This is a genomic window from Cupriavidus sp. GW822-FHT02D05 (genome assembly GCF_058802485.1).
Map to the genome: position 1 here is coordinate 212,362 of NZ_JBXAOE010000012.1, position 19,196 is coordinate 231,557.

Below are 19,196 nucleotides of genomic sequence, written 5' to 3' on the forward strand. Positions count from 1 at the left end.
GACGCGCATGCATCAAGCTCAATGCCGGGCTGACTCCGGATCGCCCGGCCATTCTCCGCCGAGCGCCCGATACAGCTGCACGGCGGCCAGCGCCTGCGCCGTTTGCGTCTGGATCAGTTCGTCCGCCCGCTGCAGCGCGCCGACGCGCGCGTCCAGCACATCCTGCAGCGTGCGCTGTCCGCCTTCGTAGAGGCGCGTGGCGTTCTGGCTGTTGCGCTGCGCGGTGGCGACCACGTCGGCCAGCCGGGCGCCGCGCTGGTCCAGGCTGCTGCGCTGGCTGTAGGCGTTATCCACTTCCTCCAGCGTGCGCAGTACCGTCTGGTTGTATTCGGCCTGCGCGGCCTGCAGGCGGGCGTCGCCAGCATCGATGCCGGCCTGGACGCGGCCCGCGGTGAAGATCGGCAACTGCACGCCAACGCCCACCAGCCCGCCGGTGCCGCTCAGCGCCGGCAGCCCGTCCACGTGCAGGCGCCCGTCCTGGCCGAGGAAAGTCAGGTAAAACCGGGGAAACCGTTCCGCCTTGGCGCTGCCGAGCCTGGCAGCCTGCGCGCGTACCAGCGCGGCCATGGCGCGCACATCCGGGCGCCGCTCGATCACGTCCGACGGCACCTGCCCGGCGGGCGGCGACGGCACGAAGAACGCGGGCGGCGGCGAAAGCGCCGCCGCGGCCTGCGGCACCTGGCCGGCGAGCACCGCAAGGCGGCGTTCCCGCATCGAGATCTGGCTCGTCAGCACCGGGCGCTGCGCCTGCAACGCGCCAAGCTGTTCGTTCACGCGGTCGACATCGTAGGACAGCGCCTGTCCGGCCGCATAGCGCGCGCGGGTATAGCTCAGCAACTGAGCGACGATTTCCGTGCTCCGGTCCAGTTGCTGCAGGCGGCGCTGCAGGCCGCGCGCCGCCAGGTAGTTCTCGGCCACGTCGGCGGCGATCACCAGGCGCGTGCCGCGCAGGCGCTCTTGCGCGCTGAGGGCAACGGCCGCTGCGGCTTGCGCGTCGCTGCGGCGGGCGCCGAAGACGTCGACCTCCCAGGCCACGGTCAGTCCGGCAAGATGGCCGTCCAGGCCGGGCGAGGTATCCGGCAGGCCCGGGGGGCTGCGCAAGTCGGCCACGCCGCGCGCCGCGCGCGCCTGCGCCGACAGCGTCGGGTAGAGCGCCGATTCCGCAACCTGCCCGATCGCGCGTGCCTCCGCCACGCGCGCCTGGGCCACGCGCAGATCGAGATTGGCCGCCAGCGCCTCGGTCACGCGCTGCGTCAGTTGCGGGTCGTTCCAGTTCTGCCACCACTGCGCCAGGTCCTGCGCCGCGGCCGGCGTGCCCTCGGCGGGGGCTTCGCTGAACGCGGCCGGCGCCGCGATACTGTCGGGCACGGCGACGTCGACCGTGGTGCAGCCGGCCAGGCCGGCCGCGGCGATGCTTGCGATGCCTGCAATGAGGCCGGCGAGGATGCCGCGTCGTGGATAGGTACTCAAGGCGGAAATCCGTTGGGTGGGCGGGCTGGAGGAAAGGCGGGCGTGGTAAGGGTGGTAAGCGTGGTAAGCGTGGTAAGTGTGGTCAGGCATGGCGGTCTATCCTTGCTGCGCCAGCATGGAGCGGAACCGTGTCAGCGCCAGGGCCAGGAAGATCCCGCCCGCGGCTGTGACGCCGAGCAACTGCGGCCACACCACATCCACGCCCGCGCCGCGGAACAGGATGGCCTGCGTGAGCGTGACGAACTGGGTGGTCGGCAGGAACTGCACCGCGTGCTGCATGGCCTGCGGCATGCTCTGCACCGGCGTGGCGGCGCCGGACAGCAGGTAGGCAACGGCATAGGTCGGCACCGCCAGCAAACCAAACTGCGGCATTGCCGGCGCGACGGTCGCCAGCCACATGCCGAGCGCCGTCACCGCGAACAGGTAGAGCGCGGTGCTCAGCGCAAAGAGCCCCATCGAACCGGTCAGCGGCACATCCAGCCACAGATGCACCACCAGCCACAGCGACAGCAGGGACGCCAGGAAGATCACCGCGCCATTGGCCAGGATCTTCGCCACCGCGATCTCGCTGGCGCGCACCGGCATCACCAGCAAGTGCTCGATGGTGCCGTGCTCGCGCTCGCGGATCACCGCCGCGCCTACCAGGATGATGGCCAGCACCGTGATATTCACCACGATCTGCATGGTCGACGTGAACCAGTGCGACTCCGTATTGGGATTGAACAGCACCGTGCTCTGCGCACGCACGGGCAGCTGCGCCTCGATGCCCCGCGCGTGCAGGAACTCAAGCGCCTCACGCGTGAAGATCTGCTGCAGGTAGCTGGCCCCCAGGCCCGCCTGGGTCATCGCGGTGGCATCGACCAGCACCTGCACCGCCGGCGTTCTTCCCGCCAGCACGTCGGCTTCGAAGCGCGGCGGGATCTCGATGGCGAAGATGTAGCGCCCCCGGTCCAGCTCCGCATCGACGGCGTGCCGGTCCACATCCACCGGCGTCTTGAAATACGGCGGCCGGATCGCATCGCGCAGGCGGCGCGAGAGCTCGGAGTGGTCGGCATCCACGATGGCCACCGATGCATTCGACACCTCGGCCTTGATGCCCTTGGCGACCGAATGCACGGCCAGCGTAAAGGCAAAGACGATCAGTGCCATCAGCGTCACATCGCTGAACAGGCTGCGCAACTCCTTGCCGCACAGCCTGGCCACGTTCTTGCACCATTGATTCATCGCGGCATCTCCCGGCTACGCTTCCTGCTTGCGCAGAAGCAGACGCGCGCCCGCCAGGTACAGCAGCGCGAAACCCAGCAAGGCCAGGTACATGGTGCCGAAGCTGCCCACGCCAAGCCCCTTGGTAAAACTGCCAAGGCTGACCAGCTGGAACCACGACGACGGAAAACCCAGGCCGATCCAGTAGCTGCTGCCCGTCAGCGTCGACACCGGATACAGCAGGCCGGAGAAGTTGACCGACGGAATCAGGCACAGGATCGCGGTGCCGAAGATGGCCGCCACCTGCGAACGCACGAAGGTCGACATCAGCAGCCCGAGCGCGGTGGCCGCCAGCACGAACAGCACGGCGCCGATCGACAAGGCGAGGAAGGATCCCTTCAGCGGCACCTGCAGCAGCACGATGGCCAGCGCCACCAGGGTCAGGTAGCTGATCATCGCCAGCCCCACGTAGGGCAGTTGCTTGCCGATCAGGTACTCGCCCACGCTGGCCGGGGAGGCGTAGAGGTTGGTGATCGACCCCATCTCCTTCTCCCGCACCACGCCGAGCGCGGTCAGCATGGTCGGGATCAGGATCAGCGCCAGCATGATGATGCCGGGCGTGATCGCGTAGATGCTGCGGAACTCCTGGTTGTAGATAAAGCGGGTCTCGATCGACACCGGCAGCGCGGCCGGGCGCTCCGGCTGCGCGCGCATCTGCGCATTGGCGTAGGCCAGCAGCACGCCACTCACATAGGCGCGCGTGGTGGCGCCCGGGAACGGGCTGGACCCGTCGACGCGGAATGCGAGCTCCGGCTGGCGCCCGGCCAGCAGGTCGCGCTCGAAGCCGGGCGGCAGCTCGACGATCAGCATATCGGCCGCGGCGCGCAGGCGCCGGTCCGCGTCCGCCTCGCTGTGCACGCCATCGGTCTGCACAAAGTAGCGCGAGCCGGAGAACTGCTCCACCAGCTCGCGGCTGGCATGGCTCTGGTCGCGGTCCAGCACGGCGAAGCGCACGTTCTCCACATCGAAGGACACGCTCCACGCCGCGGCGCACAGCAGCACGATCGGGCCAAGGATGGCGAATGCCAGCCGGAGCCGGTCGCGCGCCAGCTCCATGGCCTCGCGCCTGGCGAACGCCCAGGTCCGCGCCAGCCGCGAGCCGCCGGCATGCGCGGCTGGCCTGCCGACCGGCGCGGGGGGCGGGGCGGGTTGCGCGGGCGCAGCCGCCGCAGCCGAAGCAGCGGCGACCGCGGCGGCTGCGCCGTTCTCCGGGGTTTCCGCCTGCTCCAGGTAGCTGACGAACGCATCCTCCAGCGTCCGCGCGCCGCAGCTTTCCCGCAGCGCGTCCGGGCTGCCCACCGCCAGCACGCGGCCGCGGTGCATGAAGGAGATGCGGTCGCAGCGCGCCGCCTCGTTCATGAAGTGCGTGGAAACGAAGATCGTGACGCGCTGCTGGCGCGACAGCTGGACCAGATGGCGCCAGAACATGTCGCGCGCGCCGGGGTCCACGCCGGAGGTGGGCTCGTCGAGGATCAGCACTTCCGGATGGTGCAGGCAGGCCGCAGCCAGCTGCAGGCGCTGGCGGATGCCGAGCGACAGGGCGGCGGGCCGCGCATCGGCATGCTGGTCCAGCTCGAAATCGAGCAGGGCCTGCCCGACCGCCTTTTGCGCGCGCTCGCCCTCCATCCGGTAGAGCCTGGCATGCAGGTCCAGGTTCTGCCGTACCGTCAGTTCCTCGTACAGCGAGAACGCCTGCGACATATAGCCCACCCGCATGCGGGTACGCATATCGCCGGCGTCGATGGTCTGGCCGAGCAGGCGCGCGGTGCCGCTGGTGGCATCCAGCAGCCCGGTCAGCATCTTCATGGTGGTGGTCTTGCCGCAGCCATTGGAGCCGAGAAAGCCGAAGATCTCGCTGCGCTCGATGCGAAAGCTCACATTGTCCACGGCGGTAAAGGCACCGAAGCGCCGCGTCAGCCCCTCGGCCTCGATGGCGGGTTCGTCGCCATCCGGCGGGCGGGGCGGGATCACCAGTCCCGTGGCATCGCCGCGCCGGGCCGCCGGCAGCAGCGAGATATAGGCCTGCTCCAGGTCGCCGGTGCCCGCGCGCGCCAGCACATCGGCGGTACGGTCGCACACCAGCACCTTGCCTGCATCCATGGCCACCAGATGCTCGAAGCGCTGCGCCTCCTCGATATACGCGGTGGCAACGATCACCGTCATATTGCTGTGCTCGGCGCGCAGGTCCTCCACCAGGGTCCAGAACTGCCGCCGCGACAGCGGGTCCACCCCCGTGGTGGGCTCGTCGAGAATCAGCAGGTCCGGGTTGTGGACCAGTGCGCAGCACAGGCCCAGCTTCTGCTTCATGCCGCCCGAGAGCTTGCCCGCCGGACGGTCCGGGAAAGGCGCCAGGCCGGTGGCCGCGAGCAGGCGCTCGATGCGCTGGCGCCGCTGCGTGCCGCCCAGGCCGAACAGCCGGGCAAAGAAGTCCACGTTCTCGTAGACCGACAGCGTCGGGTACAGGTTGCGTCCCAGCCCCTGCGGCATGAACGCCACGCGCGGCAACAGCGCCTCGCGCGCTTGCCGGTCACGCAAGTCCGCGCCCAGCACGGTGGCATGGCCCTGTTGGATACGCTTGACGCCTGCAATCACGCCGAGCAGCGTCGATTTACCGACGCCATCGGGGCCGATCAGGCCGATGGTGGCATTGCCGGGCAGCGTGAGCGACACATTGTCCAGCGCCACGCTGGCGCCGTAGCGGTGCGACAAGCCATCGATCCGGATGGCCGCGGCACCGTCGGGGTGCGGACTCGGCATGGCGTCAGGCCGGCTGCGGGGGCAGCGTCAGCGCGGCGGGCCAGGGCTGCCTGGCATCCAGGCGCACAAAGCCATCGCCCGTCATGCCGGCCTTCAGTTTGGCCGCGTAGCGCTGGGCGACCTCGGGCGCCAGCTGCAGCTTGACGCGATACATCAGCTTGGCCCGCTCGGCATCGGTCTCGACATACTTGGGGGTGAACTGCGCCTCGCTGGCCACAAAGCTGACGCGGGCCGGGATCGGTTCGTCCTTCATTGCGTCCAGCACGATGCGCGCCTCGTCGCCGATAGCCAGCTTGCCGGCAGCACCCGCGGGCAGGAACACCGTGAAATACATATCGGCCAGGTTCAGCAGCGACGCCACGCGGCCGCCCGCCGGCAGCACCGTGCCGACCTCGATCACGCGATACTCCACACGCCCGGCCACCGGGGCACGGATGGTTGCCTCATCCTGCAGGATCTTCAGGCGGGCAATCTGGGCATCGGCCTCCGCGATCGCCGCGTTAGCCTCGCCAAGCGCGGCGCGCGCGCCGGTCACGCCCGCGCTCTCGCCATCCAGGCCAAGCTGCCGGCGATCGCGCTCGACGGCAGAAATCTGGCGGTCCTGGTAGAGCTTGACCGCCTCGGTCAACTCCAGCCGCGCCAACCGCTGGCGGCTCGCGCGCCCCTCGATCTCCGCCTGCGCGCGCGACGCCGCCTGCACGGCACGCTCGCGGGCTGCGGTGGCAAGGCTGAGTTGAGTCAATAATTCGGCGTCATCCTGCCGGGCCACCACGGCGCCCGCAGCCAGGGCATCGCCCTCGCGAACCGGCAGATCGATGACGCGGCCCGGATACTTCACCGCCACGTCGAGGCGGCCGATCTCCATGCGCCCATTGCTGTGGGCCACATCCGCCGGCCACGGGTCGCGCTGGCTGCCAAGCCACCACACGGCGGCTCCAATGGCGCCAGCAACGAACAATACCGCTATACCCCAGCCTGGTTTGAGTTTCATCGGCTACCTGTGCACCTGTGCGCTGAATGATGGAATGCCGCCGGGCGCTCCAGGGGGTTCAGGGTGTCGGGCAAAGGGGGGAAGGGGAGACGACAAAGACAGACCTTGATCCGCGGGGCGACGGCGTAGGGTCCAATGCTATCCGGCGGGGTGGGGCGTGGACTTGATCTAGCGCAAGTTGGTGCCGAAGGGGGCACTTTTTGGAGGGGGAGTTCTAATTAGGCGATTAAGCGATGCGCAGTACCGCCGCGCCGGCCAGGCGGCCCGCGCGCAGGTCGGCCAGCGCGGCATTGGCCTGCTCCAGCGGATAGACCGTGGTGGTGGTGCGCAGCGGCGTGGCCTGGGCGATCCGCATCAGTTCCAGCCCGTCGTCGCGCGTGAGGTTGGCCACCGACACGATCGACCGCTCCTCCCAGAGCAGGCGATAGGGGAAGGCCGGAATATCGCTCATGTGGATGCCACCGCAAACCACGGTGCCGCCCTTGGCGACGGCTTGCAGCGCCATCGGCACCAGCGCACCCACCGGCGCGAAGATCAGCGCGGCATCGAGCGGCTGCGGTGCGGGCTGGTCGCTTGGACCGGCCCAGCACGCCCCGGTGTCACGCGCGAACTGGCAGGCGGCGGTGTCGCCGGGGCGCGTGAAGGCAAAGATCTCGCGCTGCTGGGCGACGGCGATCTGCGTCACCAGGTGGGCCGCGGCGCCAAATCCGTAAATGCCGATAGACCGGACCTTGCGGGCGTCCCCCGCCATGCGCAGCGTGCGGTAGCCAATCAGGCCCGCACACAGCAAGGGCGCCGCATGCTCGTCGTCGTAGTGCTCCGGGATGGGGAAGCAAAAGCGGCTGTCGGCCACTACGTACTCGGCGTAGCCGCCGTCGCGCGTATAGCCGGTGAACTGCGGCGTATCGCACAGGTTTTCGCGACGCGCCGCGCAATAGCCACAGTGCCCGCAGGTCTGCCCGAGCCACGGCACGCCGACCCGGTCGCCCGGGGCAAGGCCCGTCACGCCTGCGCCACAGGACTCGACCCTGCCAACGATTTCGTGTCCGGGAATGAGGGCGGCTTTCGGGTGCGCGAGTTCGCCGTCGACAATGTGCAGGTCGGTGCGGCAGACGCCGCAGGTGCTCACCGCGATACGCACTTCGCCTGGGCCGGGGTCTGGCACGGGGACGCGCGCCAGGCGCAAGGCCGGCCCGGTGCCGTCGAAAATCATGGCGCGCATCGTCTCGTGCATGGTGACGTCCTCGGCGGTGCCCAGCATTTAGCCTAGGTCACGCTGACGGTTGCCGCTTGATCCGTATCCATGGCGTACGCGAGGCGCCAGCCCCTGTGCAGAAGGTATCGGCTTGACCTGAGTCAATAGCCACGTCCAAACGCTTCCTAGACTGGATTCAGGCTCCCAAACCCAAACCTAAACCGCACAGGAATGTTATGGAATACGCCAGCATCATGGTCCACCTGGACACCAGCCCACGTGCGCTGGACCGGCTTGAAATCGCTGCCCGGCTCGCCGTGGCGCGCCATGCCCGGCTGATCGGGCTGTTTGCCGGCTTTATGCCAGATGTCGCCTGGTTTTACCTGATGGAGGGTGCCGCGACCTATATCAACGAGGACCGCCAGCGGCGCAGTGAGGCGCGCGAGGCGGTGCACCGGCGCTTCCTGGCGGCAACGCAGGAGCTGGGGATCGAAACCGAGTGGCGGGCAGTGGATGGCGATCCGTTGATGATGGCGCTGCGCGAAGTGCGCGAGGCCGACCTTGTGGTTGCCGGGCAATACGATCCGGCCGACCCAGACAGCTTTGTCGCGACCCAGTTCCTGGAAACCCTCATCCTCGACGGTGGCAGGCCGGTTCTTGTCATTCCATTCGCAGGCCAGTTCGCTGTCCCCGGCGCACGTGTCATGGTGGCTTGGAACGGCGGACGCGAGGCCACGCGCGCCTTGCACGACGCCATGCCCTTGATCTGCGGCGGGCAGGCCAAGGTGCTTTGCGCGCAAGGTACCGGCGCGCGGCCCGATGCGAGCCTGCCGGGCCATGCCATGGCCGCGTTGGCAAGCCATGGCGTCCAGGCAGAGTTTGAACACTGCCAGGAAGGATCGGACATCGCCATCGGGGAAACCTTGCTCTCGCGCGCGGCGGATTTTGGCGCCGATCTGGTGGTGATGGGCGCCTACGGGCGCGGCCGCCTGCGCGAGTTGGTACTGGGTGGCGTCACCAGGGCTTTGCTGGACACCATGACGGTGCCCGTCCTGATGTCACACTAGTCACATCAACTGCCGGCATGGCGCGGGCGCGATATCCGCGCCCGCGCGCACCATGGCTGCGGCCGGCTCCGCGCATGGCCGGAAGTGAGATTGACGCAGATCATGCTAACCGGCAACCACCCACCTATATTGAAGCTTGAAGCGGAACGAGGGTTCAGCGCGCCACGCCGCAGGCACTTCGTGCCGGCGGCCCATCACTTGATCTGGCGCAAGCGGCCTGCCCGATGTCATCGCATCATGGATGTGGATCCACCTTGCCGCGCCCGGGAGTCGACGATGTCCGATTTAACGAAAGAGCAGCTCTCCAGCCTCGTCGCCTTGCTGGACAGCAGAGAGCAGAGAATCCGTGGCCAGATGGACGCCGCAGCCGTTTCCCGTACTGTGTCCGCCGAGCGCGAAGCGAGCGACGACGCGGATCTCGCTGAGCATGGCACCGAGGAGCGCATGGACGATGCCGTGGCCGAACACTACCGCATGGAACTGGCCGACATAGCGGTGGCGCGCAAGCGGATCGCCAGGCTCAGCTACGGCGTGTGCGTGGACTGCGGCGAGCCCATTCCTTATCCGCGCCTGCAAGCGTATCCCACGGCCAAACGCTGCACCCCGTGCCAGCGCAAGCACGAGCACATGTTCGGGGCGCCGAGCGGTATGCGATGAGCATGGGCGGGCTCGCCAGGTGAGTCCGCAATACTGCAGGCAGGCCGCGTGGGCGCTGCCCGATTCGATTTCAGGAGCCAGACATGAAAGTCCGTGAGCGTTCGAGCCAGGTCAGGCCGGCCCGTTGGGACCGGCTTCCCCAGGATCCCATCCACGATGCCTACAAGCAGCCGGAGCAGGCGCCCGCCATCGCTTCCTGTCCCGCTTGCCACGCGGTCCTCCTGAAAGGACGTTGGCAATGGCGGGCCGTGCCGCCCGGCGCCAAGGCGCTGATGTGCCCGGCCTGCCACCGCATCGCCGACCATGTGCCCGCGGCGCAGTTGACGCTGGATGGGGCGTTCCAGCGGGAGCACCGGGATGAGATTCTCGGGCTGGTGCGGCACCGCGAAGCCCTGATGAGAGAGAGTCATCCGATGGAGCGCATCATGGCGACGCAGACTCAGGAGGATCGCATCACCATCACGACCACGGGCTTTCACCTGGCACGCGATATCGGCTCTGCCGTGCATCATGCGTATCGTGGCAAGCTTGAAATCGACTATCCCGACGCCGACGAGACCCTCTATGTTCATTGGCACCGCGCTTGAGGACCGTCATGGCGCGCATTGGGGGCCGTCCAGTCTGACAGACACCTCGGCCTTACGGCGTCGATGGAAGTCGCTAGCCGGCTAGCCGGCTAGCCAGCTAGCTGGTCCCTCACCGGCAAAAGGTGATGTCATGACTTTCCAGGACAGGAACGAGGCCGCCGAGCGGCTAGCCGAAGCGCTCTCCGGGTACGGCGACGCCCATCCCCTTGTGCTGGCCATTCCACGGGGTGGCGTGCCGATGGGCAAGATACTCGCCGACCGGCTCGGCGGCGAACTGGACGTGGTCCTGGTCAGGAAGCTAGGGGCGCCATTCGACCGCGAGATGGCGGTCGGCGCGGTCGATGAAAGCGGCTGGGTCTACGTGACGCCCTACGCGGCACGAGTTGGCGCCGACTCCAGCTATCTCAACCAGGAGCGCAACGAACAGCTTGCATTGCTGCGCCGCCGCCGCAAGCAATACACGCCGGGGCGCGCCGCGCGTGCGCTGGACGGGCGCACGGTGATCGTGGTGGACGATGGGCTTGCCACGGGCGCCACCATGATTGCCGCATTGCATGCCGTGCGGCAGCAGCATCCTGCCCGGCTGGTATGCGCTGTGCCCGTGGCCGCGCCGGCTTCGCTCGCTGAGGTGCGGCGTTACGCGGACGAGGTGGTCTGCCTGCGATCGCCGGCCAATTTTTCCGCTGTCGGTGAGCATTATCGGGAGTTTCCGCAGGTTGAGGATGAGGAAGTGGTGGCTTGCCTGGAGGGCGATCCGGGGCAGCACGGGGTGGGGCGTTTGGCGGGACGGTAGTAGGGGTGGGCGTTCTGGAGGCGGTGCTTTTGGTCTTTTCCGGCTGCTGCCAGCCTCTGGCAGCCTGGCCAGTTAGGGAAAGGCGGGCGGCTAGCGCAATGTCATGGCCCATTGCCTGAGTTCGACCCCGTCAGCAAGAGGCGGAGTTCCACGCCGTCGCTGGCAGGCTGGCCAGTGCGCAGAACGTGGATACCGCTGCTTTCGGCGAGCCTGAGCATCGCCCTGTTGGTTGCCAGCGTGGTCCCGACCAGCTCCCGCGTGCCGCGTGCGCGGCAGTAGGCCACCATCTTGCCCAGCAGCAGGCTGCCGATGCCCTGGCGCTTGCAATCGGAGCGCACCGCCACGGCGAACTCAGCGCGCAGGTTGTCGGGGTCGGCTACGGCCCGCACTTCGCCCAGGATGGCCGGCTGCTCGCCGGTTGCCGCGCCGACGGCGACGAATGCCATCTCACGGGCGTAATCGATCTGGGTCATGCGTGCGAGCTGGCTGTGCGGCGGCTGGCGGATCATGCAGAAGAAGCGCATGCGGATGTCATCCGGGGTCATGGCGGCAAAGAAGGCCTGGTAGGCGGGCTCGTCTTCGGGATGCACCGGGCGCAATAGCAACGGTGCGCCGTGCCACGCCACGGTCTCCTCCAGTTCCTTGGGATAGGGCCGGATGGCAAGGCGGGCGGCGCCTGGCTGCGTAGCCGCCGCCACGCCGATGCGCGTGTCCAGGGCCAGCACGCCCGCGCCGTCGGCCAGCAGCGGATTGATATCGAGTTCGGTGATTTCCGGCAGGTCGCATAGCAGTTGCGACAGCCGGATCAGGACCTGGTATAGGGCGTCATGGCAGATCGGCGGCTGGTCCCGATAGCCTGCAAGCAGCTTCGCAACGCGCGTGCGGGCGACAAGATCCCTTGCCAGGTTGACATTCAGCGGCGGCAGGGCGATGGCACGGTCGGCGATGCACTCGGCGGCGGTACCCCCGTGTCCAAACAGCACCACAGGGCCAAACACCGGATCGGTGGTCGCGCCCAGGATCAATTCGAAAGCACCCGGCCGGCTGATCATGCGCTGGACCGTGAAGCCATCCAGGCGCGCCCCGGGCCGTTCGCTGCGAATGCGGGCTTCCATGTGCTCCAGGGCCTGCCGCACCTGGCCGGCAGACTGCAGGTCCAGCGCCACGCCACCGACATCGGACTTGTGCGTAATGTCCCGCGACAGAATCTTGGCGACAACCGGAAAGCCGACGCCTTCGGCAGCGGCGACGGCGGCATCGATGTCGGCAGCGGTCCGGGTTTCCACCACAGGGATGCCATAGGCGGTCAGGACCGTGCGGGCTTCGGGCTCAGTCAGCATCGAACGGCCGGTGGTGAGCGCGTCGCGGATGCACTGTCGCGCACGTTCGCTGTCGGGCTCGGCGCCGGCCGGAACCGATGGCGGCGTCTCCATCAGCAGTTCCTGGTTGTGGCGGTAGGCCACGGTCTGCAGGAAGCCGCGCACGGCCTGTTCCGGCGTGTCGTAGGTGGGAAGGCCCGCATGCCGGCAGATCTGGCGGGCGCGGGTCACCGAGTCGCCGCCGAGCCAGCTTGTGAAGACGGGGCGCGATACCGTCGACGGTATGGCCGGCGCAGTTGGCGTGATGGCGCTGGTGAGGGCAATGGCGATGTCGCTGCTTGGCACGATCGCCGTGGGCGCGTGGATCATCAGGATCGCATCGCTGCCGGGGTCCGCCGCAAGTCGCTTCAAGGTGTCGACGTAACGTTCGACGGGAGCGTCCCCAACGATGTCGATGGGATTCTCGCGCGACCAGGTGGGTGGCAAGGCCGCGTCCAGCAGCTTCAGCGTGGCGTCTCCCAGGGTGGCCAGATGGCCGCCGCCAAGAATCAAGGCATCGGTGGCCATCACGCCAGCGCCGCCGCCGTTGGTCATGATCGCCAGTCGATCGCCGGCGAGCGCTCGCGCGCGAGCGAGCGTTTCCACTGCGTCGAACATGTCTTCGGTGGTGCCCACGCGCAACATGCCGGCCCGGCGGATCGCCGCGTCGTAGATATCGTCGGCGCCTGCCAGGGCACCGGTATGCGAGGTTGCCGCTTTCGCGCCTTCTGGCACCCGGCCGGCCTTGATGATCAGCACTGGCTTGTTGCGGGCAGCCGCGCGCGCGGCGGACATGAACTTGCGCCCGGACCTGACCGCTTCCACATAGAGCAGGATCGCCTGGGTGCCCGGGTCGCTGCCGAGATAGTCGAGCACGTCCGCCACGTCGACGTCGGCGCTGTCCCCGAGCGAGACGAAGTGAGAAAAGCCGATCTGGCGCGATCTTGCCCAGTCCAGCACCGCCGTGGTCAGGGCGCCGGACTGCGAGACGAAGGCCAGCTTGCCGGGCAGGGGGGGCGCGTGCGCAAAGCTGGCGTTCAACCCCAGGCCTGGCACGAGCAGCCCCACGCAGTTGGGACCAAGGATGCGCAGCAGATATGGCCTGGCGGCGCCAAGCATTGCATCCTGCTGGGTTTGCCCGCCCGCGCCATCCGCTCGCGCCATGCCCGCGGTAAGGACCACGGCGGCCAGGGTGCCACGTTCGCCCAGTTCGGCGATCAGGCCCGGCACCGTATCGGGCGGCGTGCAGATCACTGCCAGTTCGGGCGCATCGGGCAGCGCGGCGACGCAGCGATAGCAAGGCCGACCTTCCAGCGCACGGTACTTTGGGTTCACCGCATACACCGGGCCGGCGAAGCCGCTGGCACGGAGGTTGGCAAACACGGTGGCCCCTACGCTGTGCGGTCGTGCGGACGCGCCGATCACCGCGACCGAGCGCGGATGAAACAGATGTTCCAGGTTACGAATACTCATCGTGCTCGGGGTCGTCGGGGTGGGAGGGGGCGCCAGTTCCGTATCCGGCTGCGAGGCGGGCTGCAAGGCGGGCTGCGCGTCAGGCCGGATGCGCCATCGCGTGGACGCCAATATGCCAGCATTGTTCAGCTTGGGGGCATCGGTCTTGATGCAGGACAAGGATGCTGCCGATCGGGCAGCAGAGGTATCAATGGACCGGGATTTCCAAAGCCTCTACTACCTGGCACCTGGCGCTGCGGGCCAGCCCCCGGCCCCCCCACGATCTCTCTCTGCCGGGCAACACCGCGCTTGATCTGGGACAAGATGCGGCAGGCGCGCTGTGCCACCATGAAGTGGCGGTCCGCTCCTCATGCGGGCCCTTCACTCCAAGGAGGCGACAATGAGCAATCTCAGGATTCACGATCCGCTGTCGATCGAACCGGTTGGGGACATGCTGCAAGGCATGTTGCGCGCGTTTCGCGGCAACTATGAAGGAGGATTCGCGTTCAAGGTCGATGTGACCGAGTCTGACAAGGCCTACAACGTGGTCGCCGAGATTCCCGGCGCCAGGAAGGAAGATATCGAGGTGTCCGTCGATCGCGGCACGGTGATGATCTCGGCCAAGGTGGAAAAGTCTTCCGAGCAGAAGGAAGGCGAACGTGTGATCCGGCGTGAGCGCTACAGTGGCTCGATGCAACGCGCCTTTACCCTGGACAGTTCCGTGGACGAAAGCAAGGTGGATGCCAGCTACGAGAACGGTGTCCTTCGGGTGGTACTGCCCAAGAAAGAAGCCTCGCCGCAACAGCGTGTGACGATCCGCTGACATGGTGTTTTCCGGGGCCGCCCACGGGCGTTAATACAGCCAACGCAGCCGATGCAGCCGATGCACAGAGCACATCATGGACCACCGGACCGTGCTGGTCGCGCTCGGCGTGGATCCCGACTGCGCATCCACGGCACTTCGTGGCGCATGTCGAGCCGGCTGCGAGCGCCCCCCGCGGCAATGGATCGAGCGAGAGTTGCTGCGGGATCCTGAGGCTGACCGGTGAACGGGGCGTCGACGCGGCCACATTGAGGCACCGGGCATGCAAGGGACCTTTGAGGCCGCGTTGCGTGTGCTCAAGCCGGGAGGCACGCTTATTCCTAGCCCTCCAGCACGTAGCTCCCGGGGGCGTCGGCGAGCGCGCCGTGCGCCGCGTCGCGCGCGGGGACCCGTCCAGTGGAGTGCGACGCCAGCCAGCCCTGCCAGCAGGGCCACCAGGATCCCTCATGCCGTTGCGCGGTCGAGAGGTAGCGTTCGGGGCTGTCATAGGTTGCTTGCGCCGCGCGCGTTTCCACCCGGTATCGGCGACCGGGATGCGAAGGGTCCGCCACGATGCCGGCATTGTGGCCGCCCGAGGTCAGCAGGAACGTCAACGGCGCCGACGTCAGCAGATGCAGCTTGTAGACCGAGCGCCAGGGCGAGACATGGTCATGCTTCGTGCCGACCGCGAAGATCGGCATGCCGATGTCCGACAGGGCGACGGGGCGGCCATCCACGCAATAGCGTCCTTCCGCCAGGTCGTTGTTGAGGAACAGCTTGTGCAGGCACTCCGAATGCATGCGAAAGGGCAGGCGGGTGACGTCCCGGTTCCACGACACCAGGTCGTTCGGGCGCAGCCGCTTGCCGAGCAGGTACTCGCTCATCATGCGGGACCAGACCAGGTCGCGCGAATGCAACATCTGGAAAGCGGCTGCCATCTGGGGACCGTCCAGGTAACCTTGCTGGCGCATCATCGCGTCCAGCGTGGACAAGGCGCTGCTGTCGATGAACAGGCCGAGTTCTCCTGGCTCGGTGAAGTCCGTCTCGCTGGCGAACAAGGTCAGGCTTTGCAATGGCGCGCCACCGTCGTCGCGGCTAAGCGCGGCCGCGCAGATCGACAGCAGCGTGCCGCCCAGGCAATAGCCGGCGGCGTGGATGCGCGTATCGGGGCAGCGCTCCTGCGCCGCGTGCAAGGCGGCCCGCACGCCGAGGCGCAGGTAATCGTCAAGCCCGAGGTCACGCGCTTCGGCACCCGGGTTCTTCCACGAGATCATGAAGACCGTGTGGCCTTGCTCGACCAGGAAGCGCACCATCGAGTCACGCGGCTGCAAGTCCAGGATGTAGTACTTCATGATCCAGGAGGGCACGATCAGCACTGGCTCCCGCCATACCTCGGCGCTGGCTGGCGCGTACTGGATCAGCTCGATCAGGGCATTGCGGAACACCACCTTGCCGGGCGTAATGGCGACGTCCCGTCCTACCTTGAAGGCGGGCGGGCGACGCAGCTTTGGGTCGCGCGTCAGGTCCGCCATCACGTCCTGCATATCGTGCAGCCAGTGCTGGGTCCCGTTGACGAAATTGCCGCCGGCGCTGGCAGCCGTGGCCTGCAGCACCACGGGATTCAGCCACCAGGCATTGCCGGGCGAGCAGGTATCGAGCATCTGCCGCGCGCAGAACGACACGATCCGCTCATGGTGCGGGGATACGCCACGCAGCCCATGCGTCAGCGACGCCCATAGCGCCTCGTTGTTGTGAAAGGCATCGCGCCAGAAGCGGAAAGGCCACTGCGACCAGGCGGGGTCGGCAAAGCGCAGGTCGGACGGAGGCGCCGTCGCGCCGGGCGCTGGTTGTGCAGTGGCCGGACCGGGCCACATGCCGCCCGTCGCGGCAATCATTGCGCTTATCCACTCTCCCAGGGACGTGTCGACCTTGCCAGGGGAGACGGCCAGGTGCAATGCCCAGTCCAGTCCGGCCAGCCAGAACGAGGCAAGCGACATGCCTTGCGTCGCGCAGGCCAGCGTAGAGCGCACTTGCTCGTCGAGCTGGTCCGGTACAGCCTCGATGGGAGCGCAGCCGCATTCCGCCTCGGGTGCAGCGGCAGGTTCACGGGTTGGCATCGGTGCGTTCATTGCATGTGCTGCCCGCCATGGATGGCGATATAGGCGCCGGTGACAAATGCTGCGTCAACGGAGCACAGGAAGGTAACCGGCGCCGCGACCACTGCCGGGCGCCCCAAGCCTGCCGACAGGGGCCACCGGCGCAGGCCGGCAGGATCAGTCGGGGTTTCCGCCCGAGGCCGGGCAGGTCTTGACGCCGAGCAGGCTGTAGAGGGGACAGATGCGGACGAGCCCTGTCAGGACCGGGATCACGCCGATCCATCCCCACACGCCGATCGTGCCGGTGACGGCAAGGCCGATCAGGGCCAGGCCGACAACGATCCTGAGCGTGCGGTCAACCGTACCGATATTGGTTTGCACAGCGTCCTCCTTTCGATAGCCCGTTAAATGCAGGTGCGGCGTTGCCGGGTTCGTTTCGCGATCCGGCGGCTGCACGAGCCCAATATAGCCGGATGGCTGCCGGTGGCCTTGATCTATGGCAACTTTGACGCGTACTAGTACTAGTGCTGGATTGCACGCAACTCCGGTGTCACCGGCCGCGCCGCAGGCGAGATTGATCTGCGTCAAAGGCCACCAGGCGCCCGACACTAGACTGAGTACACGGCACCAGCGTGCCTTGATGCCCCTGCGCAGCACACGGCCAAGAAAGCAAGAACATGGTGCCCGGTATCCTCAAACTCGCGTACAAGCTGCTGGTCAACGACCGGGCCAAGTTCACCGGATTGCTGGTCGGGATCACATTCAAGACCGGGCTCGGCACCAATATCCTGCTGATGACCGTGATCAGCTTTATCGTCGGGCTGTCGATCTCCGGGCAGACGTTCTACACCTTTATCCTCGAGAACCTGGAGAAGTTCGGCGCACTCAAGGCCATCGGCGCCAAGGGGCACGAACTGGTGGCGATGATCGTGTTCCAGGCGGCTTTCACCGCGTACGGCCTGGGCATTGGGCTGTGCGCCATCCTGATCAGCCTGGCGCGGCTGCGTATCCCCGACTACGCCGCCATGATCACGTTCTATAACCTGGGCCTCGCGCTGGTGATGGTGATCGTGATCGCTGCGGTGTCCGGTTATATCGGAGTGCGCAAGGTGCTGCGCATCGAACCCTTCGATATCTTCCGGGGGTAAGCATGCCGCGCGTTGCCATTGCCGCAAAGGCGCTGGACAAATGGTTTGGCGAAGGCGAGGCCCGGACCAATGCGCTCAGGCAGGTCACCTTCGAGGCGTACTTCGGCGAGATCCTGTTTATCGTAGGCCCATCCGGCAGTGGCAAGACCACGCTGCTGAGCGTGATCTCCGGCATCCTGCGCCCGGACGGTGGCGAGGTGGTGATCGACGGCACCAGTATCTGGCAGATGGACAACGATGCGCTGGCGGCTTTCCGCCTCGCCAGGATCGGCTTCGTGTTCCAGGACTTCCACCTGTTTGGGCGCCTGACCACGCTGGAAAACGTGGCGATCCCGCTGATTCTCAAAGGCCGCGACTGGAACGATGCGCTGAACGAAGCCAAGCGCTACCTGGAGATCGTCGGGCTTGCCAACCGCGCCCAGTTGCCGCCGATCAAGCTCAGCGGCGGCGAGCAGCAGCGCGTCGCCATCGCCCGTGCCATTGTCAGCCAGCCCGACATCCTGATTCTCGACGAGCCCACGGCCTCGCTGGACGGCGACACCGGCCACGCCATCATGGAGTTCGTCAAGGTGCATATCCTCAACGACAAGCGCTGCATCGTGATCGTCACCCACGATGCCCGCATCTTCGACATGGCCACCCGCATCCTCGATATGGAAGATGGCAAGCTCAAGGGCATCGAGCGGGGAGAGCACAGATCCAGTCCACCACCGAGCTGGCGGCCCTGGTGCGCGAGCAGGTGGAGATCACGCGCGCGCAGGTGCGGGCCGGCACGACAGCACACGCCAGCGAACTGAGCCTGGCGGTGCAGCTTGCCGCGCTGGAGGCGACGCTGCCGCCGTTGCGGCAAAAGCTGGAGCAGGCCGATCATCTGGAGGCGACCCTGTCTGGCCATTACCCTGCCGAGGGCGAACCGGTTGCCGTGACGCTGGAGACCCTGCGCTTGCCGGCGGACATTCCCCGGCTGCTGCCGGCGGAACTGGTCCGGCGCCGTCCCGATGTGCTGCTGGCCGAAGCGCAGCTCCACGTCGCCAGCGCCGAGGTGGGCGTGGCCACCGCCGCCATGTTTCCCGCCATTACCCTGAGTGCTGGCTATGGCCGCGAGAGCTTGCAGACCGGGACGCTGTTTGGCGGCGGCAGCGCAGCCTGGAGCCTGGGGGCGGGCCTCACAGCGCCGCTGTTCCATGGCGGCGAACTGTACTACCGGCGGCAAGCCGCCCTGGCGCAGATGGACGCGGCGCAGGCCGGCTACCGTCAGGTGGTGCTGGCTGCGTTTGGACAGGTGGCAGACGCATTGCGTGCCCTGGACCACGATGGTGAGCTGGTCGAGGCCACGCGGCATGCGCGGGATCTCGCCCATGAGGCCTTGCAGGAGGTCCAGGCCAACTTCCAGGCCGGCACCGCCGGCTACTTGCAGGTACTGGTGGCGGATGCACAGTTTCACCAGGCCGATATCGGCTACCTGCAAGCCAGGACCCAGCGGCTGCAGGACACCGTGGCCTTGTTCCTGGCGCTGGGCGGGGGCTGGGACGCCAGCACCTAGTGTCCAGGCAGGGCAGG

14 protein-coding genes and 3 pseudogenes are annotated in these 19,196 nt (G+C 67.4%); 8 read left to right on the forward strand and 9 right to left on the reverse strand.

Annotated elements, in window-relative coordinates:
- Positions 1-18 precede the first annotated feature (18 nt).
- The 5 genes from AC1RQK_RS18100 to AC1RQK_RS18120 all read right to left on the reverse strand — a co-directional run bounded on the left by AC1RQK_RS18100 (position 19) and on the right by AC1RQK_RS18120 (position 7,715).
- The gene (locus AC1RQK_RS18100) at positions 19-1,560 is read right to left on the reverse strand and encodes an efflux transporter outer membrane subunit (RefSeq protein WP_492810292.1); all 1,542 of its coding nucleotides are present in this window, start codon (positions 1,558-1,560) and stop codon (positions 19-21) included.
- Positions 1,561-1,566: 6 nt separating this feature from the next.
- A complete protein-coding gene (locus tag AC1RQK_RS18105; protein WP_492810294.1) occupies positions 1,567-2,694 on the reverse strand; it encodes an ABC transporter permease in 1,128 nt (375 codons plus the stop codon).
- A 15-nt stretch (positions 2,695-2,709) separates the two neighbouring features.
- Entirely contained in the window at positions 2,710-5,490 is a 2,781-nt protein-coding gene (gene rbbA, locus AC1RQK_RS18110) for a ribosome-associated ATPase/putative transporter RbbA (protein ID WP_492810296.1), read from the reverse strand.
- Between the two features lie 4 nt (positions 5,491-5,494).
- A complete protein-coding gene (locus AC1RQK_RS18115) occupies positions 5,495-6,481 on the reverse strand; it encodes an HlyD family secretion protein (RefSeq protein ID WP_492375059.1) in 987 nt (328 codons plus the stop codon).
- 226 nt (positions 6,482-6,707) lie between these two features.
- Positions 6,708-7,715, reverse strand: a complete 1,008-nt coding sequence (locus tag AC1RQK_RS18120; protein WP_492810345.1) for a zinc-dependent alcohol dehydrogenase family protein — start codon at positions 7,713-7,715, stop codon at positions 6,708-6,710.
- 197 nt (positions 7,716-7,912) lie between these two features.
- On the opposite strand from AC1RQK_RS18120, the gene AC1RQK_RS18125 reads away from it, so the two are divergent.
- The 4 genes from AC1RQK_RS18125 to AC1RQK_RS18140 all read left to right on the forward strand — a co-directional run bounded on the left by AC1RQK_RS18125 (position 7,913) and on the right by AC1RQK_RS18140 (position 10,780).
- Positions 7,913-8,743 (forward strand): universal stress protein, encoded by an 831-nt coding sequence (locus AC1RQK_RS18125; protein ID WP_492810298.1) that lies wholly within the window; start codon positions 7,913-7,915, stop codon positions 8,741-8,743.
- Between the two features lie 276 nt (positions 8,744-9,019).
- Positions 9,020-9,400: a TraR/DksA family transcriptional regulator gene (locus AC1RQK_RS18130; RefSeq protein WP_492375057.1), complete on the forward strand. Its 381-nt coding sequence runs from the start codon at positions 9,020-9,022 to the stop codon at positions 9,398-9,400.
- Between the two features lie 83 nt (positions 9,401-9,483).
- Positions 9,484-9,987, forward strand: a complete 504-nt coding sequence (locus AC1RQK_RS18135; RefSeq protein ID WP_492810301.1) for a BCAM0308 family protein — start codon at positions 9,484-9,486, stop codon at positions 9,985-9,987.
- 130 nt (positions 9,988-10,117) lie between these two features.
- The gene (locus tag AC1RQK_RS18140; protein WP_492375055.1) at positions 10,118-10,780 is read left to right on the forward strand and encodes a phosphoribosyltransferase; all 663 of its coding nucleotides are present in this window, start codon (positions 10,118-10,120) and stop codon (positions 10,778-10,780) included.
- A 101-nt stretch (positions 10,781-10,881) separates the two neighbouring features.
- On the opposite strand, the gene AC1RQK_RS18145 is transcribed toward AC1RQK_RS18140, so the two are convergent.
- Positions 10,882-13,611, reverse strand: a complete 2,730-nt coding sequence (locus AC1RQK_RS18145) for a bifunctional acetate--CoA ligase family protein/GNAT family N-acetyltransferase (protein WP_492810303.1) — start codon at positions 13,609-13,611, stop codon at positions 10,882-10,884.
- A 379-nt stretch (positions 13,612-13,990) separates the two neighbouring features.
- Between AC1RQK_RS18145 and AC1RQK_RS18150 the strand changes: the two genes are divergently transcribed.
- Positions 13,991-14,413, forward strand: a complete 423-nt coding sequence (locus AC1RQK_RS18150) for an Hsp20/alpha crystallin family protein (RefSeq protein WP_043346129.1) — start codon at positions 13,991-13,993, stop codon at positions 14,411-14,413.
- 320 nt (positions 14,414-14,733) lie between these two features.
- Here the strand turns inward: AC1RQK_RS18150 and AC1RQK_RS18155 are convergent, their stop codons facing one another.
- From AC1RQK_RS18155 to AC1RQK_RS18165, 3 genes and pseudogenes are all read right to left on the reverse strand, one after another.
- Positions 14,734-16,509, reverse strand: a complete 1,776-nt coding sequence (locus AC1RQK_RS18155; protein WP_492810306.1) for a PHA/PHB synthase family protein — start codon at positions 16,507-16,509, stop codon at positions 14,734-14,736.
- A gap of 8 nt (positions 16,510-16,517) precedes the next feature.
- Positions 16,518-16,659: pseudogene (locus AC1RQK_RS18160) on the reverse strand (SDR family oxidoreductase); the annotation flags it as partial.
- Positions 16,660-16,665: 6 nt separating this feature from the next.
- Positions 16,666-16,869 (reverse strand): YgaP family membrane protein, encoded by a 204-nt coding sequence (locus AC1RQK_RS18165; protein WP_492810308.1) that lies wholly within the window; start codon positions 16,867-16,869, stop codon positions 16,666-16,668.
- A gap of 380 nt (positions 16,870-17,249) precedes the next feature.
- Here AC1RQK_RS18165 and AC1RQK_RS18170 point away from each other — a divergent pair.
- The 3 genes and pseudogenes from AC1RQK_RS18170 to AC1RQK_RS18180 all read left to right on the forward strand — a co-directional run.
- Positions 17,250-17,636: pseudogene (locus AC1RQK_RS18170) on the forward strand (FtsX-like permease family protein); the annotation flags it as partial.
- Positions 17,637-17,638: 2 nt separating this feature from the next.
- Positions 17,639-18,325, forward strand: a pseudogene (locus AC1RQK_RS18175) (ABC transporter ATP-binding protein); the annotation flags it as partial.
- Between the two features lie 38 nt (positions 18,326-18,363).
- Positions 18,364-19,179 (forward strand): efflux transporter outer membrane subunit, encoded by an 816-nt coding sequence (locus AC1RQK_RS18180; RefSeq protein ID WP_492810310.1) that lies wholly within the window; start codon positions 18,364-18,366, stop codon positions 19,177-19,179.
- The last annotated feature ends 17 nt before the right edge of the window (positions 19,180-19,196 follow it).

Coding starts and splice junctions, on each gene's coding strand:
- AC1RQK_RS18100 (WP_492810292.1), bottom strand. CDS start 1,560: ATGCCTGACCACACTTACCACGCTTACCACGCTTACCACCCTTACCAC.
- AC1RQK_RS18105 (WP_492810294.1), bottom strand. CDS start 2,694: ATGAATCAATGGTGCAAGAACGTGGCCAGGCTGTGCGGCAAGGAGTTG.
- rbbA (WP_492810296.1), bottom strand. CDS start 5,490: ATGCCGAGTCCGCACCCCGACGGTGCCGCGGCCATCCGGATCGATGGC.
- AC1RQK_RS18115 (WP_492375059.1), bottom strand. CDS start 6,481: ATGAAACTCAAACCAGGCTGGGGTATAGCGGTATTGTTCGTTGCTGGC.
- AC1RQK_RS18120 (WP_492810345.1), bottom strand. CDS start 7,715: ATGCACGAGACGATGCGCGCCATGATTTTCGACGGCACCGGGCCGGCC.
- AC1RQK_RS18125 (WP_492810298.1), top strand. CDS start 7,913: ATGGAATACGCCAGCATCATGGTCCACCTGGACACCAGCCCACGTGCG.
- AC1RQK_RS18130 (WP_492375057.1), top strand. CDS start 9,020: ATGTCCGATTTAACGAAAGAGCAGCTCTCCAGCCTCGTCGCCTTGCTG.
- AC1RQK_RS18135 (WP_492810301.1), top strand. CDS start 9,484: ATGAAAGTCCGTGAGCGTTCGAGCCAGGTCAGGCCGGCCCGTTGGGAC.
- AC1RQK_RS18140 (WP_492375055.1), top strand. CDS start 10,118: ATGACTTTCCAGGACAGGAACGAGGCCGCCGAGCGGCTAGCCGAAGCG.
- AC1RQK_RS18145 (WP_492810303.1), bottom strand. CDS start 13,611: ATGAGTATTCGTAACCTGGAACATCTGTTTCATCCGCGCTCGGTCGCG.
- AC1RQK_RS18150 (WP_043346129.1), top strand. CDS start 13,991: ATGAGCAATCTCAGGATTCACGATCCGCTGTCGATCGAACCGGTTGGG.
- AC1RQK_RS18155 (WP_492810306.1), bottom strand. CDS start 16,509: ATGCCAACCCGTGAACCTGCCGCTGCACCCGAGGCGGAATGCGGCTGC.